This window comes from Labilibacter marinus (genome assembly GCF_001659685.2).
Taxonomy (GTDB): domain Bacteria; phylum Bacteroidota; class Bacteroidia; order Bacteroidales; family Marinilabiliaceae; genus Saccharicrinis; species Saccharicrinis marinus.
In genome coordinates, this window is the sequence record NZ_LXYE02000021.1 from 67,628 (window position 1) to 91,562 (window position 23,935).

At 36.1% G+C, this 23,935-nt stretch carries 12 protein-coding genes; 10 read left to right on the top strand and 2 right to left on the bottom strand.

The annotated features are described in order from the left end of the window. Positions 1 to 22: 22 nt before the first annotated feature. Both A8L32_RS10800 and A8L32_RS10805 read left to right on the top strand, forming a co-directional pair. Positions 23 to 1,735 carry a RagB/SusD family nutrient uptake outer membrane protein gene (locus A8L32_RS10800; protein WP_075590534.1) on the top strand — a complete coding sequence of 571 codons (1,713 nt, stop codon included), beginning with the start codon at positions 23 to 25 and terminating at the stop codon, positions 1,733 to 1,735. A 35-nt stretch (positions 1,736 to 1,770) separates the two neighbouring features. Then, entirely contained in the window at positions 1,771 to 3,216 is a 1,446-nt protein-coding gene (locus tag A8L32_RS10805; RefSeq protein ID WP_075590535.1) for a hypothetical protein, read from the top strand. 237 nt (positions 3,217 to 3,453) lie between these two features. Here the strand turns inward: A8L32_RS10805 and A8L32_RS10810 are convergent, their stop codons facing one another. Both A8L32_RS10810 and A8L32_RS10815 read right to left on the bottom strand, forming a co-directional pair. Next, the gene (locus A8L32_RS10810) at positions 3,454 to 4,053 is read right to left on the bottom strand and encodes a hypothetical protein (protein WP_075590536.1); all 600 of its coding nucleotides are present in this window, start codon (positions 4,051 to 4,053) and stop codon (positions 3,454 to 3,456) included. Between the two features lie 98 nt (positions 4,054 to 4,151). After that, the gene (locus A8L32_RS10815; RefSeq protein WP_143525072.1) at positions 4,152 to 5,774 is read right to left on the bottom strand and encodes a hypothetical protein; all 1,623 of its coding nucleotides are present in this window, start codon (positions 5,772 to 5,774) and stop codon (positions 4,152 to 4,154) included. Between the two features lie 202 nt (positions 5,775 to 5,976). Here A8L32_RS10815 and A8L32_RS10820 point away from each other — a divergent pair, with 202 nt between their 5' ends. From A8L32_RS10820 to A8L32_RS10855, 8 genes are all read left to right on the top strand, one after another. Continuing rightward, positions 5,977 to 7,593 (top strand): sulfatase, encoded by a 1,617-nt coding sequence (locus A8L32_RS10820; RefSeq protein ID WP_075590538.1) that lies wholly within the window; start codon positions 5,977 to 5,979, stop codon positions 7,591 to 7,593. Between the two features lie 32 nt (positions 7,594 to 7,625). Continuing rightward, positions 7,626 to 9,551 (top strand): FAD-dependent oxidoreductase, encoded by a 1,926-nt coding sequence (locus A8L32_RS10825; protein WP_075590539.1) that lies wholly within the window; start codon positions 7,626 to 7,628, stop codon positions 9,549 to 9,551. Between the two features lie 192 nt (positions 9,552 to 9,743). Further along, positions 9,744 to 10,445, top strand: a complete 702-nt coding sequence (locus A8L32_RS10830) for a T9SS type A sorting domain-containing protein (protein ID WP_075590540.1) — start codon at positions 9,744 to 9,746, stop codon at positions 10,443 to 10,445. A gap of 471 nt (positions 10,446 to 10,916) precedes the next feature. Beyond that, positions 10,917 to 15,074: a hybrid sensor histidine kinase/response regulator transcription factor gene (locus A8L32_RS10835; protein ID WP_075590541.1), complete on the top strand. Its 4,158-nt coding sequence runs from the start codon at positions 10,917 to 10,919 to the stop codon at positions 15,072 to 15,074. A gap of 139 nt (positions 15,075 to 15,213) precedes the next feature. Then, entirely contained in the window at positions 15,214 to 16,794 is a 1,581-nt protein-coding gene (locus tag A8L32_RS10840; RefSeq protein WP_075590542.1) for a sulfatase family protein, read from the top strand. Positions 16,795 to 17,127: 333 nt separating this feature from the next. Beyond that, on the top strand, positions 17,128 to 20,202 hold the full coding sequence (locus A8L32_RS10845; protein ID WP_158027227.1) for a SusC/RagA family TonB-linked outer membrane protein: 3,075 nt from the start codon (positions 17,128 to 17,130) through the stop codon (positions 20,200 to 20,202). A gap of 20 nt (positions 20,203 to 20,222) precedes the next feature. Continuing rightward, positions 20,223 to 21,986 carry a RagB/SusD family nutrient uptake outer membrane protein gene (locus A8L32_RS10850; RefSeq protein ID WP_075590543.1) on the top strand — a complete coding sequence of 588 codons (1,764 nt, stop codon included), beginning with the start codon at positions 20,223 to 20,225 and terminating at the stop codon, positions 21,984 to 21,986. Between the two features lie 87 nt (positions 21,987 to 22,073). Continuing rightward, positions 22,074 to 23,720 (top strand): hypothetical protein, encoded by a 1,647-nt coding sequence (locus tag A8L32_RS10855; protein ID WP_143525073.1) that lies wholly within the window; start codon positions 22,074 to 22,076, stop codon positions 23,718 to 23,720. Positions 23,721 to 23,935 lie beyond the last annotated feature (215 nt).

Consider the following 23,935-nt stretch of genomic DNA (forward strand, 5'->3'; position numbering starts at 1 on the left):
GAACAATTAAAATTTTAAACGCATGAAAAATATACATATCATATATCTCTTTATTTCCGTAATGTGTCTTAGCCTGGTTGGGTGTTCAGATATATTGGAAACAGAGGATAAAAGTGCTTTTGCAGAGGACTTGATTTACAGTGATCCAGACCAGGTAGAAAGATTATTGTTTACGGTTTATAACAGCACAGAAAGCTGGGGGATGAATCGTTTTCAGTGGTGGTCGCGCCGATTTAATATTGAGGGAGCTTCCTTTGAGGCTAAATTTAACTTTAAAGATTTAGACTTATTCAGAGTGAGAGCTGGTTGGACACCAAGTAACGTTGGGGTATTTGCTCAAAAATGGAATAACTACTGGGACTATATTCGCTTATGTAACGAGTTCTTAGATAAAATTGATGAAAGTCCTGCCATGGTATCAAACCCAGAAAAGGTAGCCGTTTATAAAGCAGAAATGAAGTTTTTAAGAGCGAATTTATATGCTAAACTAATTAAGTATTACGGAGGTGTGCCTATTTTGGAGCGTGCTCTTGGTTTAGATGACGATTTTAATTTAACACGTAATAGCTACGAGGAATGCGTTAACTTTATTGTAAAAGAACTTGATGAAGTAATAGCTGTTTTACCAGCAACTCGTCCGGATGCTGAGTTTGGTAGAGCTACCAGTTTAGCAGCTATGGCGGTTAAGTCTCGCACTTTATTATATGCCGCAAGTAAATTGCACGATCCGGCTAATGTACCTTCAGAAAATAGTGAGTTATATGCTTACTCAAAAGCCACTAAATGGCAAGATGCTTCAGATGCTGCCAAGGAAGTAATAACTGTTGTAAGTGAGCGCGATTTAATAGCTGTAGCAGATGCTGAAGCTTATCAGAATATGTTTTTGTCACCAAATGAAGATATTTTATTTGCACGTCCTTTTAGCTCCGAGTATTACGATTATGGAACAGATGTAAACTCATTGTGGGACATGACCATGTCTCCTAACGGTTATGGTGGTTGGGCTTTATCCTCACCTACACATAATTTTGCTTTACAATACAACATGGCGGATGGAACATCTACATCAGAGGCAAGCTTTGACCCTTCAAACCCGAATGACGGGCGAGAAATGCGTTATTATGCTACTTTAAACTATAATGGCTCACAATTTAGAGGTAGAGATGTACAATATTATTTGTCAGAAAACCCTGCTGCAAACCCGCATGGTTTAGATTCTCCTCAAGGGCAAGGTAATCCACTGCATTCTTCAAAAACAGGTTATAATATTCGTAAGTTTCAAGATGAAAGCTTGGGTGATTTAACAGAGATTTCATCAGAAAGACCATATATTTTGTATCGTTTAGCAGAGATTTATTTGAACTATGCCGAAGCTCAATATCAATTAGATAATGAAGACGAAGCAAGGAAGTTTTTAAATAAAGTATCTATGCGTGCCTTACAGCCAGAAATTACGGCCAGTGGTGATGCCTTGTTAGAAGCGATTAAACGTGAGCGTAGAGTGGAGCTTTGTTTCGAGGGACATAATTTCTTTGATGAAAGACGTTGGATGGAAACGGATCACTTAGGGTTTGATGTTCAGGGATTAAAGTGGACTAAAGCGGTCAATGGAGATGTAAGCTTTGAAGAGTATACAGTAGTTACACGTCCTTGGTGGGATAAGCATTATTACTTGCCTATACCACAAACCGAAGTGGAGAAAGCACCTAATATGCTTCAGAATTTTGGATATTAATGGAGACATCTGTAAACTAAAAAATCACAAAGAAAATGAAGAAAATAAATATATTATTCCTACATATATTCATCCTTGGTTTATTTGCTACAACATTTAATAGTTGTAAAGATGATGAAGTATTGTTGATACAGGAAGTAGTGTTAACCTGGGAAGACCCAGCGGAATTGGTAACTGGATTGCCATTAACCAAGGAGCAGCTTAATGCAACAGCTAACGTTCCGGGAACGATGGTGTTTACTCCAAGTTTAGAAACGGTTTTACCGCTTGGCGATAACCAGGAATTAAAGGTGGAGTTTACACCTAGGGATACTAAGAATTATTCAAAAATGAGTAAAACAGTAGCCATTAATATTGTAGAGAAATATGTGCCTGTTATTACTTGGGAAAATCCGGCAGTTCTTCCAGAAGGGGAGCCTTTAACAGAAGAGCAATTAAATGCTACCGCAGATGTAGAGGGTACTTTTGTTTATACACCTGCTTTAGGTACGATATTGTCATTGGGCGAAAATCAAGAATTAAAAGTTGATTTTACACCATCTGTTCCAACGCACCAACCAACATCAAAAACCGTTTTAATTAATGTTAGAGATGTTGTGCCATTAAGTATTATTGATAATAGTGCCATGTGGACAGGTGCTCAAACTATAGCTTTTGATATTAAAGGCGCAGTGGGTAGTTTGGGTGGTAATCCAGCAACTGGTTTTACGGTTCATGTTAAGCATGCTGGAAAATTTGTAGATCAGGATTTTGATATTACGGATGTAACGTTCGATCCTGCTAATGCAAGTACAATTGTATTAACATTAGCAAAAGAGATTTATGCTGATGATATGATTACCATTGTTTATAATCAAGAAGGTAATACTATACTTTCAACAGATGAGCAGCCTTTAAAATCATTTGATATGCAAAAAGTATCAATCCCTGTTGCTGGCGATGATCTTTTGGTTGGTAACTCATGGGGTGGTTTCGAAGGTGAAGCTGGAGCTGATTCTGGTGGAGCTGCTGGCTATTGGGTTGGCAATGGTGGACTACCATGGGCACGTACTACAGATATGTTCGCTTCGGGCGTGGCTAGTATGCAATTTTCGGGTGCGTTTGATGTGAATACTTTATATGGTATGGCCTTTGGAAATAACGTAGATATTAAAGCTGGTGCCTTTGAGATAACGCACGAAATTTATATTGAAGCAGGTTCAGATCTAAAAACTATTCGTACTGAAATTGCCAGAAAATCGAATGGTTGGGCAACTGATGTAGCTGCTGTATGGGATGTTGAAAATATTGCTCGTGGCGAGTGGGTTACCCTTAAGCAAGTAATTAATATTCCAGTGGATATTAATAGTATTGATCCTACTGAAAAAATGAGATATTCTTATTTTGTAGAAGCAAGTCATAACACAGGCGTTACTGGAGATCAAACTTTCTACCTTGATGATATGGGATTAAGGAAAGTCGATGTAGCTCCACGTCCATAGTAAAAACTAAAATGGGTTTTAAAATTTAATATATATGAAGATTAATACAGTCTTCATATATATTAAGCTTATATTTAAATATGCGGTTAAGAGGCGGGATTTATTCTCGCCTCTTTTTACGTTTTAAAGGACAATTGTATAACGGTTATTTTTAGCTTTTGAGGTGAATAGGCAAGCGTTTTTTATTATGGTATAAAAAAGTAATAGTGCATTAAAGATGTTGCAGAGTGTTGATTTTTAATACCTATTTGCTAAAGCAAAAACAAGTGCCAATACTAAACCAATAGCTACTTTAACCTCCCAATACGGAATAGCTATTCCTACTATTCCAATAATAATAACTGCTTTTATCAATTTTCTAGACCGTTTCTCTGCTTTCGATTTAAACTGGATCAGCTTTAAATCACGGTTCTCCATATTCAACAAAAAAACGCCATCATTCTCTACTACATAATCATACTCTAATAGTTGTCGGCGTGTATTTCTATTTCGAGCACTAATTGCAGAAGTCCCACTTTTAACTTCAACTATATATTTTTTGCCTTTCTTTTTTACAATGTAATCGGGTTGAATTTCTGCATATTCAGGGGTGCCATCCACCATGTATTTATGTTCGTAAGTGCTTTGATAATCCACGATAGAGTACCCTTTACTCTTTAAAAACTTTTTAGCATCTAACTCCAGTTGATTGCCTCGCTCAAAACGCTTCTTTACCTTTTGGGCTTTAAAGTATTCGGTCAGTTTATATTTGATAATAAAGAATGCCAAAGCCAGAATAATAATAGCGAGGAGTAAAAATATAATGTGATTTTGGTTGGTATAGTCGAATGTTTGCATACTGTGAAATTGCTGCGTTGTTAACTTTTAAAGTGAGGGGTTAAACGAACTATATGGAGCCCGTCAATAAATAAAGTAGTTGACTTATAGACAAACTACTATATAGAATTAATAAACTGCGTGAGATTAGTATCCCTCTCAATATTCATTTTTTTACGTAAACGATGACGAGCTACATTTACACTACCGGCAGAAATACCGAGTAGATAAGCCATTTCTTTTCCAGAGAAATTGAGTTTTATCAGGGCACAAATTTTTAAATCAGCAGAGCTTAAGTCTGGTACGCGCTTTTTCAAACGTTCGTAAAAGTCAGCGTTTAATGCAACAAAACGGCTGTTAAAGGCATCCCATAAACTTACCGATCGTTTTTCAATGGAGGACAATAGGCTTTTGTTGCTCGGGTCTTTGGATAATCGCTCACTCAACGATTTTATAATTTCCTCTTTTTCTATTAGCTGTAGCATGGTAGTGGTCAATTCTTTGTTTTTATGGTCAATTACCTCTTGCGTTTCTTGTTGCTTTTTTTCGTTTAACTCATTTTCTTTTTGATGTTTCAAATGTTGTGTACGCGACCTAAAAACTAATAGAACAATTACAAAAGTTAGTATGCTTACAAATAGAATAATTCTAAAACGTAATATCTCCTGTTTATTCTGCGCAAGTTCAAGATTTTTTAACTGTAATTCTTTATTTTTCTTACTTAACTCTTCCGAATACTTATCTTTTATAGAGATAAAATTTTGGTTGTTCTTATTTCTAGGATTTAAATAATTATCGTTTATTCTATTGGCGGTAAAAAGCAAGGCATAAGCTTTTTTGTAATTACCCTCAGTGTTCAATACCCATGCATATTTGGTGTATATATACGGACGATAAAATGTATGCTCGCCATACAGGTCTTTTAAATCAATGGCCTTTTGGTAATACGCTTTGGCAGTTTCATTTTTATTCATTTCTATATAACAGTTGGCAAGCATGGTATATAATATAATAAGATAGCTTTTGTATTTGGCTATATTTGCTTGGCTTCCCCTGAGTTTTTCAATAAAGTCGATACTCTCAATTAAGAATTTAGATGCGTCTTCATATTTATCCGCCCTATATAATAAGTGTGCTTTTTTCTCATTCAAAAAAATATCAATGTTCTCATTTAGCCCACTAGTATCAGCTAAAGATTCACAGGTATCAATATAAGCTAAAGTCATTTCATCCGTTTGTATACGCTGATGGTATAAAATCATATTATAATAAGGACGATAAAGCTCCTTGGATAAGATGTGTTGTTTTTGGTAGGCTTTTTTATAATACTTTAAAGATTTACTAAAATGCTGAAACGCCTGTCCATCTTGTCTAAATAGGTAGTTAAGTACGCCGAATTCCTCATGTGCTTTGGCCATTAAAAGTGTATCCTTATAATCTTCGGCTAAAAAAAGAGCTTCACCTACATGATTAAATGCCGATCCATAATCAAGATAAACCCTCGACATGGTACTTTGTAGAAGTCGAGATTGAATAATTTGGGAAGTATCCTTACTTTTTATCGCCAATTGATAAGAAGTATGAAGCTCCTTTTGAATGTTTTCTTTGCTTTTTTCATAAGGATGAATCCCTTCGGGAATGTAATGATTAAATTGTTGTGCTTGTAATATATTTATAAGGCAAAAGTTAATACAGAGCAAAAGGCTAAACCTTGTAGTAAGATGTAATAAACGTGTCAACATGTTGTAATACATATTTATATGATATAATACAAATGTAAGTATTCAAAGCTGAGTTAACATGTTGTAATTGCAATAAAATGAAATGTTAATATTTTGTATATAGTATTTCGAGTGTTTATTAGGCGTTTGAGTGTAATTTTATTCAAGTAATTAATGGGTGGAATACACCTTGGGTAAAATTCACTAAATTCTAAAAAATACGATGAACAAACTTCTTATCCTTTGTTTAATTTTTGCAACAGTAGCTTGCCAATCTTCAAAAAAACAAAATCGAAAACCTAATATTTTATTTATAGCCGTAGATGATTTACGGCCAGAACTGGGGTGTTATGGTTCGGAAATTGCCATTAGTCCCAGTTTAGATAAGTTAGCTTCAGAAGGACTCTTATTTAATAGGGCATACTGTCAGCAAGCTATTTGCGGCCCTTCTCGAGCTAGTATTATGACTGGTATTAGACCTGAGAATAGTGGTATAACGCATAATTATTTGCGGTTTAGAGATCAAAACCCGAATGCCTTAACCTTGGCACAGCACTTTTCAAATAATGGTTACCAAACCACCTATTATGGTAAAATATTTCATCATGGAGATGAAGACGAAATTTCGTGGAATAGGGAGCAGTTGCATGTTCACCCCAATGCGCCAAAGCCTAAAGGTTTTCATTTAAAGGAGAATATCAAAATTAAGGAAGACACCAAAAAAGAGATGTTTGCTAAATACGGTCAGGTAGCAAAATATGGCTTGGCCAGTGGGCCTGCATACGAATGTGCAGATGTGCCAGATAATGCTTATAGAGATGGATATAATACAGATTTGGCTATTGAAGCTTTAAAACAAATGGTGAGTGAGAAAGATGGTAAACCATTTTTCTTGGGCTTAGGAATGCATAAACCACATTTAAATTGGACGGCACCCAAAAAATACTGGGATTTATATGACAGGGAAGCTATTCCAATGGCACAAGATACGCTTGCTCCAATAGATGGTGCAGAAATGGGATTACATCCTTCCTTTGAATTGAGAGTGCGCTCTGGCATTCCTAAAAAAGGAAATATTGACCCTGAATTATCCAGAACTTTAAAACATGCCTACCTGGCTTGTGTAAGTTATATTGATACGCAGATTGGTCGTATGATAAATGCTTTGGAAGAAGCTGGAGTGCGCGATAACACGATCATTATTGTTTGGAGCGATCATGGTTGGCACCTAGGCGATATGGGAATTTGGGGTAAAGCGACCAATTACGAAATAGCAACACGTGTACCATTAATGATTTGGACATCTGATATGCCTAAAGGCAGCAGAGGAAAAACGAGTGAAGCCTTGGTGGAGTTGGTGGATATGTATCCTACCTTATGCGATATGGCTGGTTTATCCTTACCCGAACATTTAGAAGGAACAAGCTTTAAACCATTATTAAAAGATCCTGATATGGAGTGGAAATCTGCTGTGTTTAGTACTTTTCCAACACCTGCATTACGAGAATGGGGTGCTTATCCACTTCGTCCGGCTATGCGCGAAACATATTTTGGACCGTTGATTGAAGAGGTGGAAGGACGTATTAAAGTGCAGCAAAAAGAAAAGTGGAATAGGGATCTTTTCGAAAATGATTTACTGGGATATGCTATGAGAACAGATAGATATCGTTTTATATTATGGAAAGACGGTAAACACGCGGACGCAGCTCCTTTGTATTACGAATTATATGATCATAAAACCGATCCTTCGGAAACCAAAAATATAGCTAAAGATAAGCCTGAATTAGTGAAAGAATTATTGGTGCAATTTAAACAAGGTTGGAAAGGTAATAGACCATAGGGTTGAGTGTTAAATACTGAAATCTACAAAAGATGAAAAGAAGAGATTTTTTTAAAAAGGGAGCAAAAGGAGCAGTTGCAGCAAGCATAATTCCTCTTACGTCTGGAGTTGGGCTGGATAATAATAATCCTAGCAGAGATACCGATAAATGGAAACAGATGGGAAAAGGGGAAACTCGGATACCCGAAAGAAATAAAGATGTATCCTACGATGTGGCTGTTTTAGGAGGCGGTGTGGCAGGTATCTGTGCAGCTGTTTCGGCCGCACGTAATGGTGCAAAAGTAGTATTGGTGCAAGATAGACCAGTGTTGGGTGGAAATGCTTCCAGTGAAATGCGTGTGCATTTAAATGGAGTAAATCATCTTAAACCAGATGGCTTTGCCGAACGTGAAACGGGTGTAATTGAGGAAATGTTATTGCTCAATCGTTTTAGAAATAAGCAAGAATCGTTTCCTGTTTTTGACCATGTGATGTACGAGTTTGTAACACGCGAGCCTAATATTGAATTAATGCTTAATACCCAAGCTACGGAAGCCATTATGGGCGGTTCAAGAATAAAGGCGGCAAAATGTTGGCAACTAACTACCGAAACAGAGTATACCATTTCTGCCCAGCAATTTATTGATTGTTCGGGAGACGGCTTGTTGGCTGCTACGGCGGGTGCAGAATATCGTACCGGTAGAGAAGGGAAAGCGGAGTTTAACGAGCAATATGCGCCGGATGAAGCTGATGGCTGGCAAATGGGAAGTACCTTACTAATGTCTGCTAAAGATATGGGTAAACCAATGCCATTTGAAGCGCCTCCATTTGCGATTAAGTTTGAGGCCGATAAATATAAAAAAGAACGGAAATTAAAGAATTATGCAAATGGTGTTTGGTGGATTGAGGTAGGTGATGATGATGATATAATTGCCAATCAGGAAATAATCAGGCATAAATTAATGGGCTGGTTATATGGTGTATGGGATTACATTAAAAATTCTGGAGAATTTCCGGAAGCCGAAAATATGGCCTTGGATTGGGTGCAGTCCTTGCCAGGTCGTAGAGAGTCGCGCAGGTTTATGGGGGACTTTATCCTATCTGAAAAAGATTTGATGGAGACTCGTTATTTTAAGGATGCGGTTGGATATGGAGGATGGTCGTTAGATGAACATTGCCCAGGAGGTATTGAAAATTATGAAGACCCAGCAAGTTTTTTCCATTACCATTTCAGAAAGGTGTACCAAATACCATATCGTAGTTTGTATTCACGCAATATTATCAACTTATCTTTTGCAGGCAGAAATATTAGTCAAAGCCATATTGCATTGTCTTCTACCCGTTTAATGGCAACCTGTGCCACCATGGGAATGGCAGTAGGTACGGCTGCTTCAATGTGTGTTAAAAAAGGCGTTACCCCAAGAGTTATTGCTAAAAAGCATATACACGAATTGCAAGAACAACTGTTAAGAGATGATGCCTTTATTCCACGAGTTCCTGCTGCGGATAAAGAAAACCTCGCTAAAACAGCAGACCAAATTATGGCCTCTTCTACGGCTAGTGGCGATGTTAATTTATTAACGGATGGTGTATCTCGAGATTTTGAGGGGGAAATACATCACTGGCAATCGGAAAATTTGCCTGCAGAATTACAGCTTGAATGGAAAAAGCCTATTTCACTATCTAAGGTTGAAATTAAATGTGATACTAATGTTAAAAGGAATATCATGATGACTAAGGAGTCTAAGGTAACTTTTAACTTTTGGAATGATGTGCCACATGAGTTATTAAAGTCATTGCAACTTGAAGCACGAGTTAAAGGTAAGTGGATTAACCTGGGGTCTTTAGATAAAAACCAAACACGTTTAATCAAGTTTAAATTTGAAAGCATAAAAACTTCTGCCATCCGAATTAAAATGACAGAAACTTATGGAAAGGACTATGTGAAATTATTTGAGCTAAGATGTTATGAATCGTAATTTAAATGAATAAATACGGACTGTATTAATGCTAAAAGCTGGTTTCAATGATTGGAGCCAGCTTTTTTGTTATGTCTGCTTTACGTTTAAAATGTGGGCTTTAACGCTATCGAACATTGAAATTACTCCCAAACACAATCCCGGTTTTTTATTATCTAATATTTGTGTAAAGAATTTTTAAAACTAGATATTATGAAAAAAGCTTTACTTAGAGTGTTATTTGTTGCAATCATGCTTGTTGGAATTGGTTCTTTATCCAATGCTCAAACTTTGTCTAACGTTAGTGTTACAGAAGCACCAGGACCTATCATTTTAGGAGATGCGGTAAATTTTAGTTATACGTATAGTGTTCCTGCTGGTCAATACCGTATACAAGTTAGTCAATATAGTGTAAAGGAAACAGGAGGTAATGTGAGTTGGATTTATACTGACCCAACCAGAGTCTTTCCGAATGGGGCAGGAGAAACTGATGTAACTATTAATGGAACTTTCACATCGGTAACATCAGTAAAAAATGAAGGTGCTGTTATGGTAGTAGGAGGAGGAGGAACAATTAATTTTGTTATTCAAGATAAAAGCTCTGGCAAATGGGTGAGTATCGAATCAACAGAAGTAGCAGTAGATGTTACTTGGGAAACAGGATCAACAGATGTTACTGCAAGTATATTAAGCGGTTTTAAAACATACCCTAATCCAGCAATTTCAAGTTTAAATGTAGAAGCTCCATCCGGTGCTCAGGTTGAAATTTGCAATGTGGCAGGGGCTGTGGTAAAATCATTTATAGCAACAGAAACAGTAACTAATGTACCAGTTTCTGATTTTGTAAAAGGAATGTACTTGGTTAAAGTTACTGCAGATGGAGAAACAGCTGTAAAAAAGGTATTGGTTAAATAATTACTCAATAACATATATTTTTAAAAAGGGGATTCTATTGAGTTCCCTTTTTTAAGTTAGCTATAGAAGCCAAACAAGGTAATATAATCTTATTTCAAGGTAATTTTAAGTACTTACTTTTTAATATGATTCACTTAATTTGTCAATGATTTAAGAAAGGGTACATGTGTAATTACAACTCTAAATACACATATACTTTTATTGGTAACTTCGGGTTTTTTGTTCCAGTTTTTCACTTTAGCAAAACTGAGTGGAATAAAAGGAAATCATTGACTATTATTTATTGGAGATGGGGGAGACATTTTAGTCTCCCTATTTCTGTTTATCTATTTCTACATATAAACCACATGCTTAAATCACCTCAGGTATAGCTTTATTTAAGAAAATTAAACCTTATCGGATTATTATCAGATATAATAAAATGCTATTTTTAACAAAGTAATGCTACATCCCATAAAAAAAGAAAGCTATATGTTGGAACGATATCTATTTCTCTTTTATATAACCATATTTTCCTTCCTAAATATTCATGCATCTGATAAGGAACTAGAGTTTGCTAAAAACTTTAATATCTCGGATGGACTTGCCCATAATGGGGTAACTGGTATTTTGGAAGACTCAAAAGGTTATATTTGGGTGAGCACTTATGATGGTGTTAATAGGTACGATGGATATAGTTTTAAAACCTACCGTAATACGCTAAGTCAAAAATACTTTAGCTCCAACCGTATTCGATGTATGATGGAGGATAAAAATGGTAATATTTGGTTTGGTGCCGATGAGGGAGTTTCTGTATATAACTACGAGCAAGAGAGCTTTAAAATTATCTCTTTAAAAGGAATTGAACGTGAATATGCAACTAATCGTCCTGAAATAAGACAAATAATCGAAGATAAAGATAATGGTATTGTTATTTGTCCTACCGAAAATGGTGGAATATTAGTTTTTAATGATGACTATACCTTTGATTCTCCGCATATACCTCCAAGTAATATTTCAAAAGACCCCAGAACGCTATCCTTTTATAATGGCGTAATTTTAGATAAAGAGCATGTGCTATTTTCAACTACCATAGGTTTAATCACCTTCAATTTAGAGACGAAAAAGTTTAAGCGTTTTCTAAGAAAAAAAATAACGAATAGTCTATCTATTCAAAAGCTAGGTAATAATCGATTGTTAGTATGCGGACAAAATGGGATAAGTATTTTATCCTATCAAAAAACAGCTCAATCGTACACTTTTAATGTTTTAGGAAGCCGATTTCAGGAATATATCTTTTCATGCTCTCAGCTTAATAAAAACGGTGAACTATGGTTGGGTTCTTCAAAAACGGGAGAAGGTATTAAAGTAAATCATGTCGATTCAATATTAAATCCGAATTACAATCAAATTTTTGAATTGGATAAAAGTATTGGTATAGCTCGCATCAGTTACTTTTTCAGTGTGGGTACAAAAGGTACTTGGATGGGTACTTTTAATAAGGGTATTTATTGGTATAACAGTAAACCCAACCCTTTTAATTTCTACGATATTGATAAAGCTCAAAAGTATGGAATGAACTCGGAAGAGGTTTTAGATATGAGTGTGTATGATAATGATAGGGTGTTTGTAGTTTCTCGTACCACAGGGCTTTACTTTTTTAATACCGTTACACATCAATTTGAAGAGATTCCCTTTAGAGTATCAGAACAGGAGCGAGAAAAGGTAAAGGCTATTTATGTAGATAAACGAAAGAATATTTGGTTAGGCTTTAGAGCTAAAACAGGTATTTATAGAGTAGCTGTGGGTACAAAAGAAATTAAACGAGCCAATATCACTTTCGATAAAACCTTTAATGCGAATACGATAAGGAGTTTTTCGGAAGATGAGCAAGGTAATATATGGATGGCTACTGCACGTTCTATTTATAGAGTTGTGGTACAATCGAGTAACAAAATAAGCCGTTTAGAGCAACTCAGTAATAATCCGTTTTTTAAAAATAAGAGACTTTATATGTACCGCAGCGTGTATGCGGATGCTAAAGAGAAATTGGTTTGGTTGGGTAGTGCCGATGAGGGACTTTTTAGATTGGATATGTCGCAAGTAAATAATATGGAGGATGCTCCTGTTACGCAGTTTGTGAATAGGGCTAACGATGATAAATCCATTTCGAGTAATTCAATTACATCAGCGCTTCGTTTGCCCAATGATGAATTATGGATTGGTACCGAGGGCGGAGGTGTTTGTAAGGTCATCAACAGTGCAGGCGATGCTCACTTTATTCCTTACACCGAGAAGGATGGTTTATCTAATAATGTGGTGAAAAATATAGTTTTAGGTGCAGATAATAGTTTTTGGATAACCACCAATATTGGACTAAACAAGTTTAACCCTACAGAAAATAGATTCATGAAATATGGTAAGTCCGATGGCTTGCCATTTGAAGATTTTTGGTATTCCAAAGGCCTGTTGAAGAATGGTGTTATCATTTTAGGAGGAATCAAAAGCTTTACCTATTTTAATCCTGATGATTTACCCGATGGCGAAAGCTTACCTCAGGTAGAGTTTGGTGAATTGAAGCTGTTTAATAAAACGGTTATGCCAGGAGATACCTTAAATAGTAGGGTATTGCTACCTAAACGATTGGAGGAATTAAATAAGATTGAATTAAAGGCTCAAGAAAATGTATTTTCGATTGAGTTAAAATCCTTGCATTTTTCGGCGCACGAAAACCACTTTTTAAAGTATCAGTTATTACCGATAAATGAAGAGTGGATTGAAGTGCCCGCAGAGCAGCGCTTTGTGTATTACAACGGATTGCCAGCTGGAGAATACACACTTCGGATGACAGCTTCCAATTCGTTTAATCAATGGACAGAACCCAAAGAGCTTAAGATTATTATTCATCCACCCATTTGGAAAACTTGGTATGCTATTTTGTTATATGTCATCTTGTTGGCTTTGGTTACCTATGCTATGTTTTTATTCTTTCAGAAGGTGAATACCTTAAAACATGATTTAGAAATAGAGCATCTTGAAAAAAATAATGAGAAGAATGTAAATGATGCTAAATTGAGGTTCTTTTCAAATATTTCTCACGAAATTAAAACCCCACTTACCTTAATATCTGGACCAATTAACTTACTTATTGAACGATATAAGGGAAACCAAGAAATTGCTGATAAACTGAGTTTAGTACAAAGGCAGTCCAAAAAAATATCTCGATTAATTGATCAGGTGCACGATTTCCAGCGTTCAGAAGCTAAGTTATTGGACATGAATTATTCTCAGTTTAGTTTTGATGATTTTATAAATGAACTGGTAGTTGACTTTAAGTTTTTAGCCAATACGGATGATAAGGAAATGAAAATTAAAGCCTGCGATAAACAAGTTTCAGTATATGCCGATAAAGATAAGTTGGAAAAGGTTTTTAATAATTTGTTAAACAATGCCTTTAAGTTTACCGCAGGCAAGGACTTAATTACTATAGAATACAAGGAGGAAGGGGATAAACTAGAGGTTGTTGTAAAAGATACTGGTAAGGGAATTGATTTATCAGATTTACCACATATTTTCGAACGTTTCTATCAATCTCAACATAAGCATAGCGCCTACACGGGAGGTTCGGGTATTGGTTTGGCTTTTTCTAAACGCTTGGTTGAAATGCATTACGGAAGCATTAGTGCAAATAGTGAAAAAGGAGTAGGAACTGAGTTTATCATCAGCTTACCTATCATTAAAGAGGTTTCTGAAAAACAGGTAGAGATAGAGCAACAGGTTATTGCTGAGGATAAAAGGTATGATAGTAAGGAAGTAGTACGAGAGGAAGAAATAGATATTTCGCAAATTAATCTGGATGAGGATATTATGAATTCGCGTATTTTCTTTGCTGAAGACAATACAGATATGCGCATGTTTGTGAGTAATATCTTATCCAAATTCTTTGAAGTGAAATCTTTTGAAAATGGTTTAGAATTGCAAAAAGCCATGAAAGAGGAATGGCCCGATTTGGTATTGAGTGACGTACTAATGCCTGAAGTAAATGGATTTGAAGTGTGTAAAAGTATAAAAACGGATATTAAAACAAGTCATATTCCAGTTGTACTTCTAACAGCTTGTACTGCTATAGATGAGCAAATACAAGGCTTAGCGACAGGGGCTGATGCATATATTAAAAAGCCATTTAATGCACTTCATTTAATATCCAATATAGAAGCTGTTCTTAAAAACAGGAAACAACTGAGAGAACGTTTTCAAATTGAAATTCCTTTAAATTTAAATAAAACGAAAGACGATAATGAGGATTCTGTTTTTGTTGAAAAGCTATATCAGTTAATGGATGAGAATTTGGATAATCAGCAAGTTGATTTTAATGAAATGGCGCGCCAATTATATTTAAACAGAACACATTTTTATCAGAAAGTAAAAGCCATTACTAATCAAACGCCATTTGAGCTGATTAGGATGTATCGTATTACCAAGGCTGCTGAGTTTTTGTCAAAAGATAATTTATCGGTGAACGAAGTATTTATAATGACAGGATTTAAGAGTCGCTCGCATTTTACCAAATTATTTAAAGAAAAATACCATGTTACTCCGGGAAAATTTGCGGCGGAGGCACTAAAAGATTTTAATGAAACTGAGGAATAGCTTTGGTTCATCCAATAAAACTAGTATTGTGAACACACAAGCACAACAGAAATACGTCCACGAATCATTCATTTTATAGTTTTCAGTTCATTTGTTTCTAACCTTTTCAAGTTGAAGAGGAGGATTAAAGTAGTAACAAATGGCCTATTCTTATTTAAAAAAATGGAAACTCCTTTTGGGAGGAATTTTGTTGTTAACGGTTGCATGCAATAATTTAGATAAGCAGCAGAAAAAGACGAATATTCTATTTTGTATAGCAGACGATGCTTCGTGGGAGCATTTTAGTGCATACGGTTGCGCTTGGGTAAAAACTCCGGCATTTGATAGAGTAGCTAACGAAGGGGTTTTATTTAGCAATGCGTATACACCTAACGCTAAATGTTCTCCCTCGCGTTCTGTTGTTTTAACGGGCAGAAACAGTTGGCAACTAGAGGAAGCCGCCAACCACAATCCATATTTCCCAAAGCAATTTAAAACTTTTCCTGAGGCGCTCAAACAGCACGGTTATTGGACGGGGTATATAGGTAAGGGGTGGTCACCCGGAAATGCAGGTAGTGTAAATGGAGTTCCTCGTCAATTAACAGGACCCGCTTTTAACTCTGTTAAAACTACACCACCAACTAAGGGCATCAGTAAAATAGACTATGCCGAGAATTTTAAAAACTTTTTAAAAGCGAAACCCAAAGATGCTCCATTCTACTGCTGGTTTGGCTCCAAGGAACCACATCGTAAATATGAGTTTAAGTCTGCTATAAATAGAGGTGGTAAAAACCTAGAAGAAATCACTCAGGTACCATCTTTTTGGCCTGATAATGATACGGTAAGAACAGACATGTTAGATTATGCATTTGAAATAGAATACTTTGATAGTCACCTGCAGAAGATGTTAAATTACTTGGAGGAAATAGGAGAGTTAGCCAATACACTGGTTGTGGTTACATCTGATAATGGCATGCCATTTCCAAGAGTAAAAGGGCAGGTATACGAATATTCCAATCATTTACCTTTGGCAATTATGTGGCCTGATGGAATTAAAGCAAAGGGAAGAGTTGTAACGGATATGGTGAGTTTTACAGATTTCGCACCTACTTTTTTAGAGTTAGCTCAATTAAATGATTCTCTAGTTGGCATGAAATCCATTACAGGGAAAAGTTTAATGACTATTCTTAAGTCGGATAAGGAGGGGCAGGTAGAATCACATCGAGATTTTGTGTTAGTCGGTAAGGAGCGTCATGATGTAGGCCGACCCAATGATCAGGGATACCCCGTTAGAGGTATAGTTAAACATGAGTTTCTTTACTTATGTAATTATAAAAATGACCGATGGCCTGCAGGAAATCCAGAGACAGGTTATTCCAATACAGATGGGAGTCCAACCAAATCATATATCTTAAATCATAAAGAACAGGAACATGCCTTATGGAGTTTGAACTTTGGAAAAAGAGAAGCGGAGGAATTATATAACATTAAAAAAGACCCTTATTGTATGGAAAACTTGGCTATGAATAAAGAGTATGAAGAAGTAAAGCAGTTACTGCACGATGAGTTGCAGAAGCGACTTATTGAGCAGCAAGATCCAAGAGTTTTGGGTAAGGGTGATATATTCGATGTTTATAAATATGCCGGAAATGCCTATAATTATTACAACCGTCAGTTCAATGGCGAAATTGTTAAAACAGGATGGATTAATTTTAAGGATAAACAATTAAGTATGGAATAAACGAGCGTCATTCAATTATTAGTTTGTTATAGTTAGTTAGAGCCTTTGCATAAATGTTAAAATTTAATGCAGAGGCTTTTTTTTCGTACTTAAGGGTTTAGTTACTCATTATTTAATGGGGTTTGCAACATAGAGGAAAATATTCCTGTATTCCTCTTCATATAAGGGATAAGGCCATGTTCTTATTCTTTCAACCTTGTTCTTACGAGTTCAATAACTCCGAAGAACATGACTATTACTTCCAAGAACTCATCACTCTGTTAAAAAATGAAAATTTACACTAAGATTTCTTTACAAGAAAAACTCAATTTGTATTTAATAAATCCTATGAAGATGATGAGATTAATGAGTAGCAGATCACGGATGAGGCATTATGTGCTAACCATCCTTTGTGCTATTATGTTCTTCGCTGTTGAAATGCATGCGCAAGAAATTTTAGTAACTGGTGTAATTAGCAGTAGCGAAGATGGAATGCCAATTCCTGGCGTTAGTGTAGTAATTAAAGGTACTACTGTTGGAACCATTTCTGATTTTGATGGAAATTACTCCATAAAAGCGGAAAATGGACAGACCTTACTATTTAGTTTCGTTGGTATGAAAAACCAAGAAGTTGTAATTAGTGGAAAAAAGATTGATGTAAAAATGGAAAACGACTTTATCGGTTTAGATGAAGTGGTGGCGATTGGTTATGGTGTACAAAAGAAAAAAGAAGTTACTGGTGCCGTTACGCAGGTAAAATCGGAGCAAATAAGTAAACATGTTACGCCCGATTTAGCTACGGCACTGCAAGGTCAAGTAGCGGGTGTAAACGTTGTGGCTGCTTCTGGTGAACCAGGTGCTGCAGCAAGTATTCAAATTCGTGGGGTAACTTCTATTGGAGGTTCAAACACACCATTATTTGTGGTGGATGGAATTCCGCAGGATGGTGATCCAAGATTAAGTTCAAACGAAATTGAAACTATTGATATCCTAAAAGATGCAGCTTCTTGTGCGGTATACGGAACTCGTGGTGCAGCTGGTGTAATTTTAATTACTACCAAAAGAGGAGAAGCGGGTGAGTTGAGAGTGAGCGTGGATGGTATGTATGGTATACAGCATATTACTTCGGGAACGCCTAAAATGACAACCGAAGAACAAATGTACTACGAAGCTATTGAGGCCAGATATGCAGAGCCACAGTACCCTACCGATATTGCCAGTAGAAATCCTTCATGGCTAACCAACGAAACAAGTATTATTGATTTAGTGCAGAATGATAATGCTGTAACACAAAATTATAATGTTACTTTTTCTGGAGGTAGCAAAAATCTCACAACAAGTGCTGTTTTTGGATACTACAATCAAGAAGGGGTTATTATTAACTCTCATTTCGAAAGATTCAATGGTAGGATTAATTCCAGATTTCATAAGAATAGATTAACTGTAAATACCAGCATTAACTTTTCTATAGAAGATAGACAGAAGCCGGTTGGTAACTTACTTACTCAAGCATATCGTTTTTTACCTTATTATCCAGATGTAGATTCGGATACAGAAGCGGTTGAAGCTACTGGTGGAGATAGAACCAAAATGGATTATGTACTTCAAGCCATTAAAAAGGAAGACTATAATAAACGCGATCGCTTAAATGCCAATGTTAATTTGGATTATGAGCTAGCTAAAGGTTTAAAGTTTTTTACAAAAATAGGTGCAGGAATTACTAATAATAATGGTAAAACATTTGTTCCAGCTTATGCGGTTATTGATGATGGTGTAGCGGAAATAGATCCTACCAAAAGTTATAGTGGCATGTCAACAGATCGTGCTACTTTATTTAGCGCAGAGGCAGCATTAAACTATGTAAAGAAAATCAACAACCATAAGATTACTGCCTTAGTTAACTTCTCTGCAGAAGAAAGAACATACGATAATGTATATGGAAGAAAAGAAGGTATTACTAACAATAACATTAAAGTAATTAATGGTGGTACAATAAACCCAACTATTTATTCGGGTAACAATTATAAATCAACTCTATTAGGAACATTAGGTAGATTACAATACGATTACAAAGGACGTTATTTATTTAGTGCCAGTGCACGTAGAGATGGTTCTTCTAAATTCTCTGAAAAGAATCGTTGGGGACTGTTTCCTTCTGTTTCGGCAGGATGGAATGTAGCAGATGAAAATTTTTGGCAACCTGTTGCTGATGTTGTAAACGGTTTCAAAGTTAGAGCAAGTTACGGTACTACAGGTAACGAGCGCATTGGCAACTACTTATATTCTTCGGTATTATCGCAAAATGTAGATTATGCTTATTCTAACGGTTCAATGGATATGTTGGCCTTAGGAACAGCTCAAAAAACATATGCCAATACTGATGTGCAATGGGAAACATCCAAACAGTTTAACGTAGGTATCGATTTAGGATTCTTTCAGAATAAATTGACTTTCAATGCTGATTATTACCAAACAAAAAAGGAAGATATGTTATTCCCAGTTAAGCTTCCAGCATCTGCAGGAGCTTTAAGAAAATCGGCTGCCAATGTAATATTAAATGTGGGTGATATGAGTAATCAAGGTATGGAATTATCGATGTTATATCGTAACCAAATTGGTAAATGGAAATGGAGCTTAGGTGGTACTTTCAGTAAAAACGAAAACGAAATTACCCAAATGTCGGGTAACTCAACGGTGATTGTTAATTCAAACAGTGCCTTAATTAGTGGAGATGGCGCTTCTACTGTTACTGCCATTATGCTAGGTCGCGAAGCGGGTGCATTTTTCCTAAACCCAACTAACGGAGTTATTAAAACCGAAGAGCAGCTGGTAGAATATCAAAAGCTAAACCCAACGGCTAAAATGGGAGACTTAATGTATGTAGATACTAACAAGGATGGTTCCATTTCGTCGGAGGATAGAGAATATAGTGGTAGCGGTTTACCTGATTACGAATTAGGCTTAAATATGACAGTCGATTACCAAGGATTCGATTTCTCTATGCAATGGTATGCTGCCATAGGTGGAGATATCATGAATGGTTCTAAAGCGGCCGCGTATAGTTACGAAACTCACCCTGACTTAATGTATATGTGGACGACAGCTAATGATCATTCAGATATTCCTATTTACAGAGGAGACAGTAAAAGTCATGATAACTATAGAGGTTATACCGATTTTTGGTTAGAGGATGGAAGTTATGTGAGATTACGAAATATAACCTTGGGTTATACCGTGCCAAAAACCATGATTTCTAATATTGGCATTAGCAACTGTAGAGTTTATGTAACGGCACAAAATCCATTAACCTTTACTAATTACGAAGGATACGATCCAGAGGTAGGAGGAAACATTTCTAATAGAGGTGTTGATAAAGGAAATTATCCAGTAAGTTCTTCGTACTCGGTGGGTGTAAAACTTGATTTTTAATTAGCTAAAACAACAAAAGAATGAAACGAATAACATTATATATGGCTTCAGTGATGGCATTGTTTTTAGCGCTGACATCTTGCGAAGACTATTTAGAACAAACGAATCCGAATGGACCAAATACCGATATTTACTGGTCTAATTTAGATGAAACACAAGCTACCTTAAATGGAGTGTACGCTTCATTAATGGATCAGAATTTATTACTAATACAACGAGAATCATATCGTACGGATATGGCTTTTCCAGGTCAACGAGACAGACCATTAAGTAAAATGTTAACCTGGTATACACACTTGTATAACGAATCGGAGCAATATGTAAATGATAAATGGGCGTATTGTTATAGAGGTATTTTTAGAGCCAATCAGGTTATTGAAGGTTTATCTAGGTTAGAAGGAAAAGTGGATGAAGAAAGATGGACAGAGCAAATGGCTCAAGCTCGTTTTTTCAGAGGATTATTTCATTTTTATGTACATTCTACTTATAACCAGGGTAAAGTACTAATTCATGATAAATACGCTGCATCAATAGATGATTTATATAAGCCAGTTTCTAGCTCCGAAGAGGTTATTGAATTCTTCCGCAAGGATTTGGTTTATGCATACGATCATCTTGATTTTGCCTACGAAACAAAAGGAAAAGTAACCAAAGGAGCAGCTGCAACAATATTAGGAACGAGTCATCTATATCAAGAAGAGTATAACGAGGCCATGGTTTATTTTGATGATGTCATCAGCAATCCTTTATATGGATACGAGTTGGTTCGCGATATGAATTTGTTATTTACAAACGCAGGAGAGTTCAATCGTGAATCTATTTTAGAAATCTCTTATACATTAGATTTTAACCTAGAATATACACAATGGCAAGAGGAATCCATGGTTCAAAAATTATCTCGTTATTCCAGTCCTACTGGAGCATCAGAATTCGTTCCATCGGCTTGGTTAGCTTGGGAGTACGAAAGAGAAGTAATGGATGCAACTGACCCAAGAAACGAGATTACAGATAAAAACGGAAATACACGTTTAAGAACAGTACCGTTACGAGCTTCTGCCATGATGTGTTTAGCCAAGGATTTAGATACTGAATATTATATGAGACCTTATGCGGTATATACCGATGAAGAAGGAAATAATGGTATCAATAAGATTTTTGGAAAGTTTAGTGTGGGATATTTTAAGCAATATACCAACCACAGTAGCATTGATGACGAAGAAAATTTAGCTGGTGGTACAAGTTGGAAATCAGGTAAAAATGTTGTGGTAAACCGATTAGGTGAGGTTTACATGATGATGGCAGAATGTTTAATGAAAACAGGTAATACGCAAGGAGCTTTAGATTATATTAACGATGTTCGTGAGCGTTGGGCTTTACAGTTATTAGGTACTGATGATGGTAGTGGTAGATATGACGATTACAATTATGTGGCGGATGCAGATTCATTATGGCAACGATATATGTATATCGAAAAACCATTAGAATGTTCTATCGAAGGTCATGCCATGCGTTTTATTGATATGAGACGATGGGGTATCACAAAATCTCGTTTTGAAGACTTGGCTAAGCAAACCTGGTACATTGGTGACTTTACTTATATCGACCCAATTACCGAAGTTGAAAAAACAAAACCTAAGTGTTACCTATATAAAGAGGAACCTGCAAAAGTTGGATTGGAGTATATTGAATATACACTAGCGGCTGAAAATTACAAGCCAAGTGTACATGAGTATTTTCCACTACCAACGGATGAGACACTGAATAATCCGTTTGTATCTAACTAAACTTATTAGAATTCAGGTTAATTATAATAAGGGCTTTAAGCAATAAATTCAGCAAAACTTAAAGTGCTTATCTAACAATCGAAGACAATGAAAAATATAAAAATATTATCAATCATAGCGCTAATCCTCATGACGCTTGCTTGCGACGAGGATTATGAAGCGCCCTATTTTTTTACTGATGTAGAATGGAAGATGAGTGAAACTCCATTGGATACCATGTTTGCATTAGCACAAGATGATTATATTTCTTTTGTGGATTTATCGCAAGGAGCCTCTAGTCATCAATGGACTATTGATGAAGGATGTTACTTTCTACGTCCAGAGTTTAGTAAAAGCGATACGGTTTATACTGATTTTATCGACCAGTCAGTAGGAAATATGAGTAGTGAAGCAAGAGCGCATATATTATTTGCCAAGTCAGGAATAAAAGAGGTGCATTTGTATAACACCTATCCCGATTCAGCGGCGTTTATTTCTGCCGAAGATGATACTATTCCCACTGTTCGAATGGGTGATGAGTGGGTGATTGACACCACTTTTTTAGTTGATGTGTATGCTCATATTGAACCTGCATTTAAAGTATACTTTGGTGAAACATTGGTAAAGGAAGTATTAGCTACAGATATTCCAAGCGAAGAGGACAGACCTACATGGGATACCGTAACCGTTGAGGTAGGACAAGAGTTAACTTATGTAGATTTAACCACCATTGGCCGACCTAATAGAAGGACTTGGATGATGGATGGTGGAGTACCAGCTACATCCAACGATTCTTCAGCTAATATTGCTTATTACAAAATGGGAGTAGCCACAGGTAGCGTTAATGTTTCTAGGGCAGGAGATTTACCACAGGGCTCTACATCAAAGTTAATTCCACTTATTGTAAAAGTAGTGCAGTCATCTCAGCCGTTTGAATATACAGGTAAGGCTCAGGAAATTGGCGATAAGCTAATTGGTTTTAATGTAACAGGAGAAGTAGCCGATTTCTTTGGAGAGGAAGCTAACTTTACAGTTCGTGCAAAAAATATTGGTTTTGATGAAACGATAGAAGTAAGTGGAGCCAAAGTAAGTAGCACCGATGCTACCATGATAGAGCTTACTTTGGCAGATGAAGTATACAATACTGATAGTGTATGGATCACCTACGCAGGAGGTAATATTCAATCTTTAGACGAAAGAGAACTTCAAGCATTCGAAGATAAACTTGTAAGCATGGAGATTGGTGGAGCAGTCACAAATTCAACTAAGATGGGTTTTGAAACACCAAGCGCCAACTTTAAAAAAGGTTTTGCCGATGGTTGGTGGGTAGGAAACCAAAATCCTGTGGTATTTGCACGTACTGAAGATCTTGCAGCCAAAGGAGTGGCCAGTATGAGTTGTACATTTGACGGTAGTGGAACAACATTTAAAGCTGCCGCTGCCGCTTTCCTTGCTAACGGAGCAGTGGCACCAGCAGGGCCATATATTGAAAAGATAAAAGTTTATGTAGATGAAAATACAACGCTAAAAGTTTTTAGAACATATATGACTACACCTGCATATACCAATGCATGGGATATCTCAGAAATTGAAAAAGGCACTTGGGTAACACTAACTAAAAAAGTTGAAATTACCGGTCAGCCTACTAAAAATTATGGTGTTAGAATCAATGACGCAGATAATCCTGGAGTAACAGGTACGCAATTAATTTATTTCGATGATATGGAGTTAATACCACTTGAAGCTCGACCATAATTATTGAAAAGTATATATTGTAATAGTACAAGGCCTCAATCGATAATGATTGGGGCTTTCTTGTTCTAAATAGTAACCTTGTTCTCTTAAGGTATGTATGATGTATGAGAACTTGGTTTGATACAGATTTTAAAGAGATCCCCAATTATCAGACTTTGTGTTAAATGTTAAAATTGGTATATTTAAAAAGGGGGAGTATTCTATATGTCATTTTT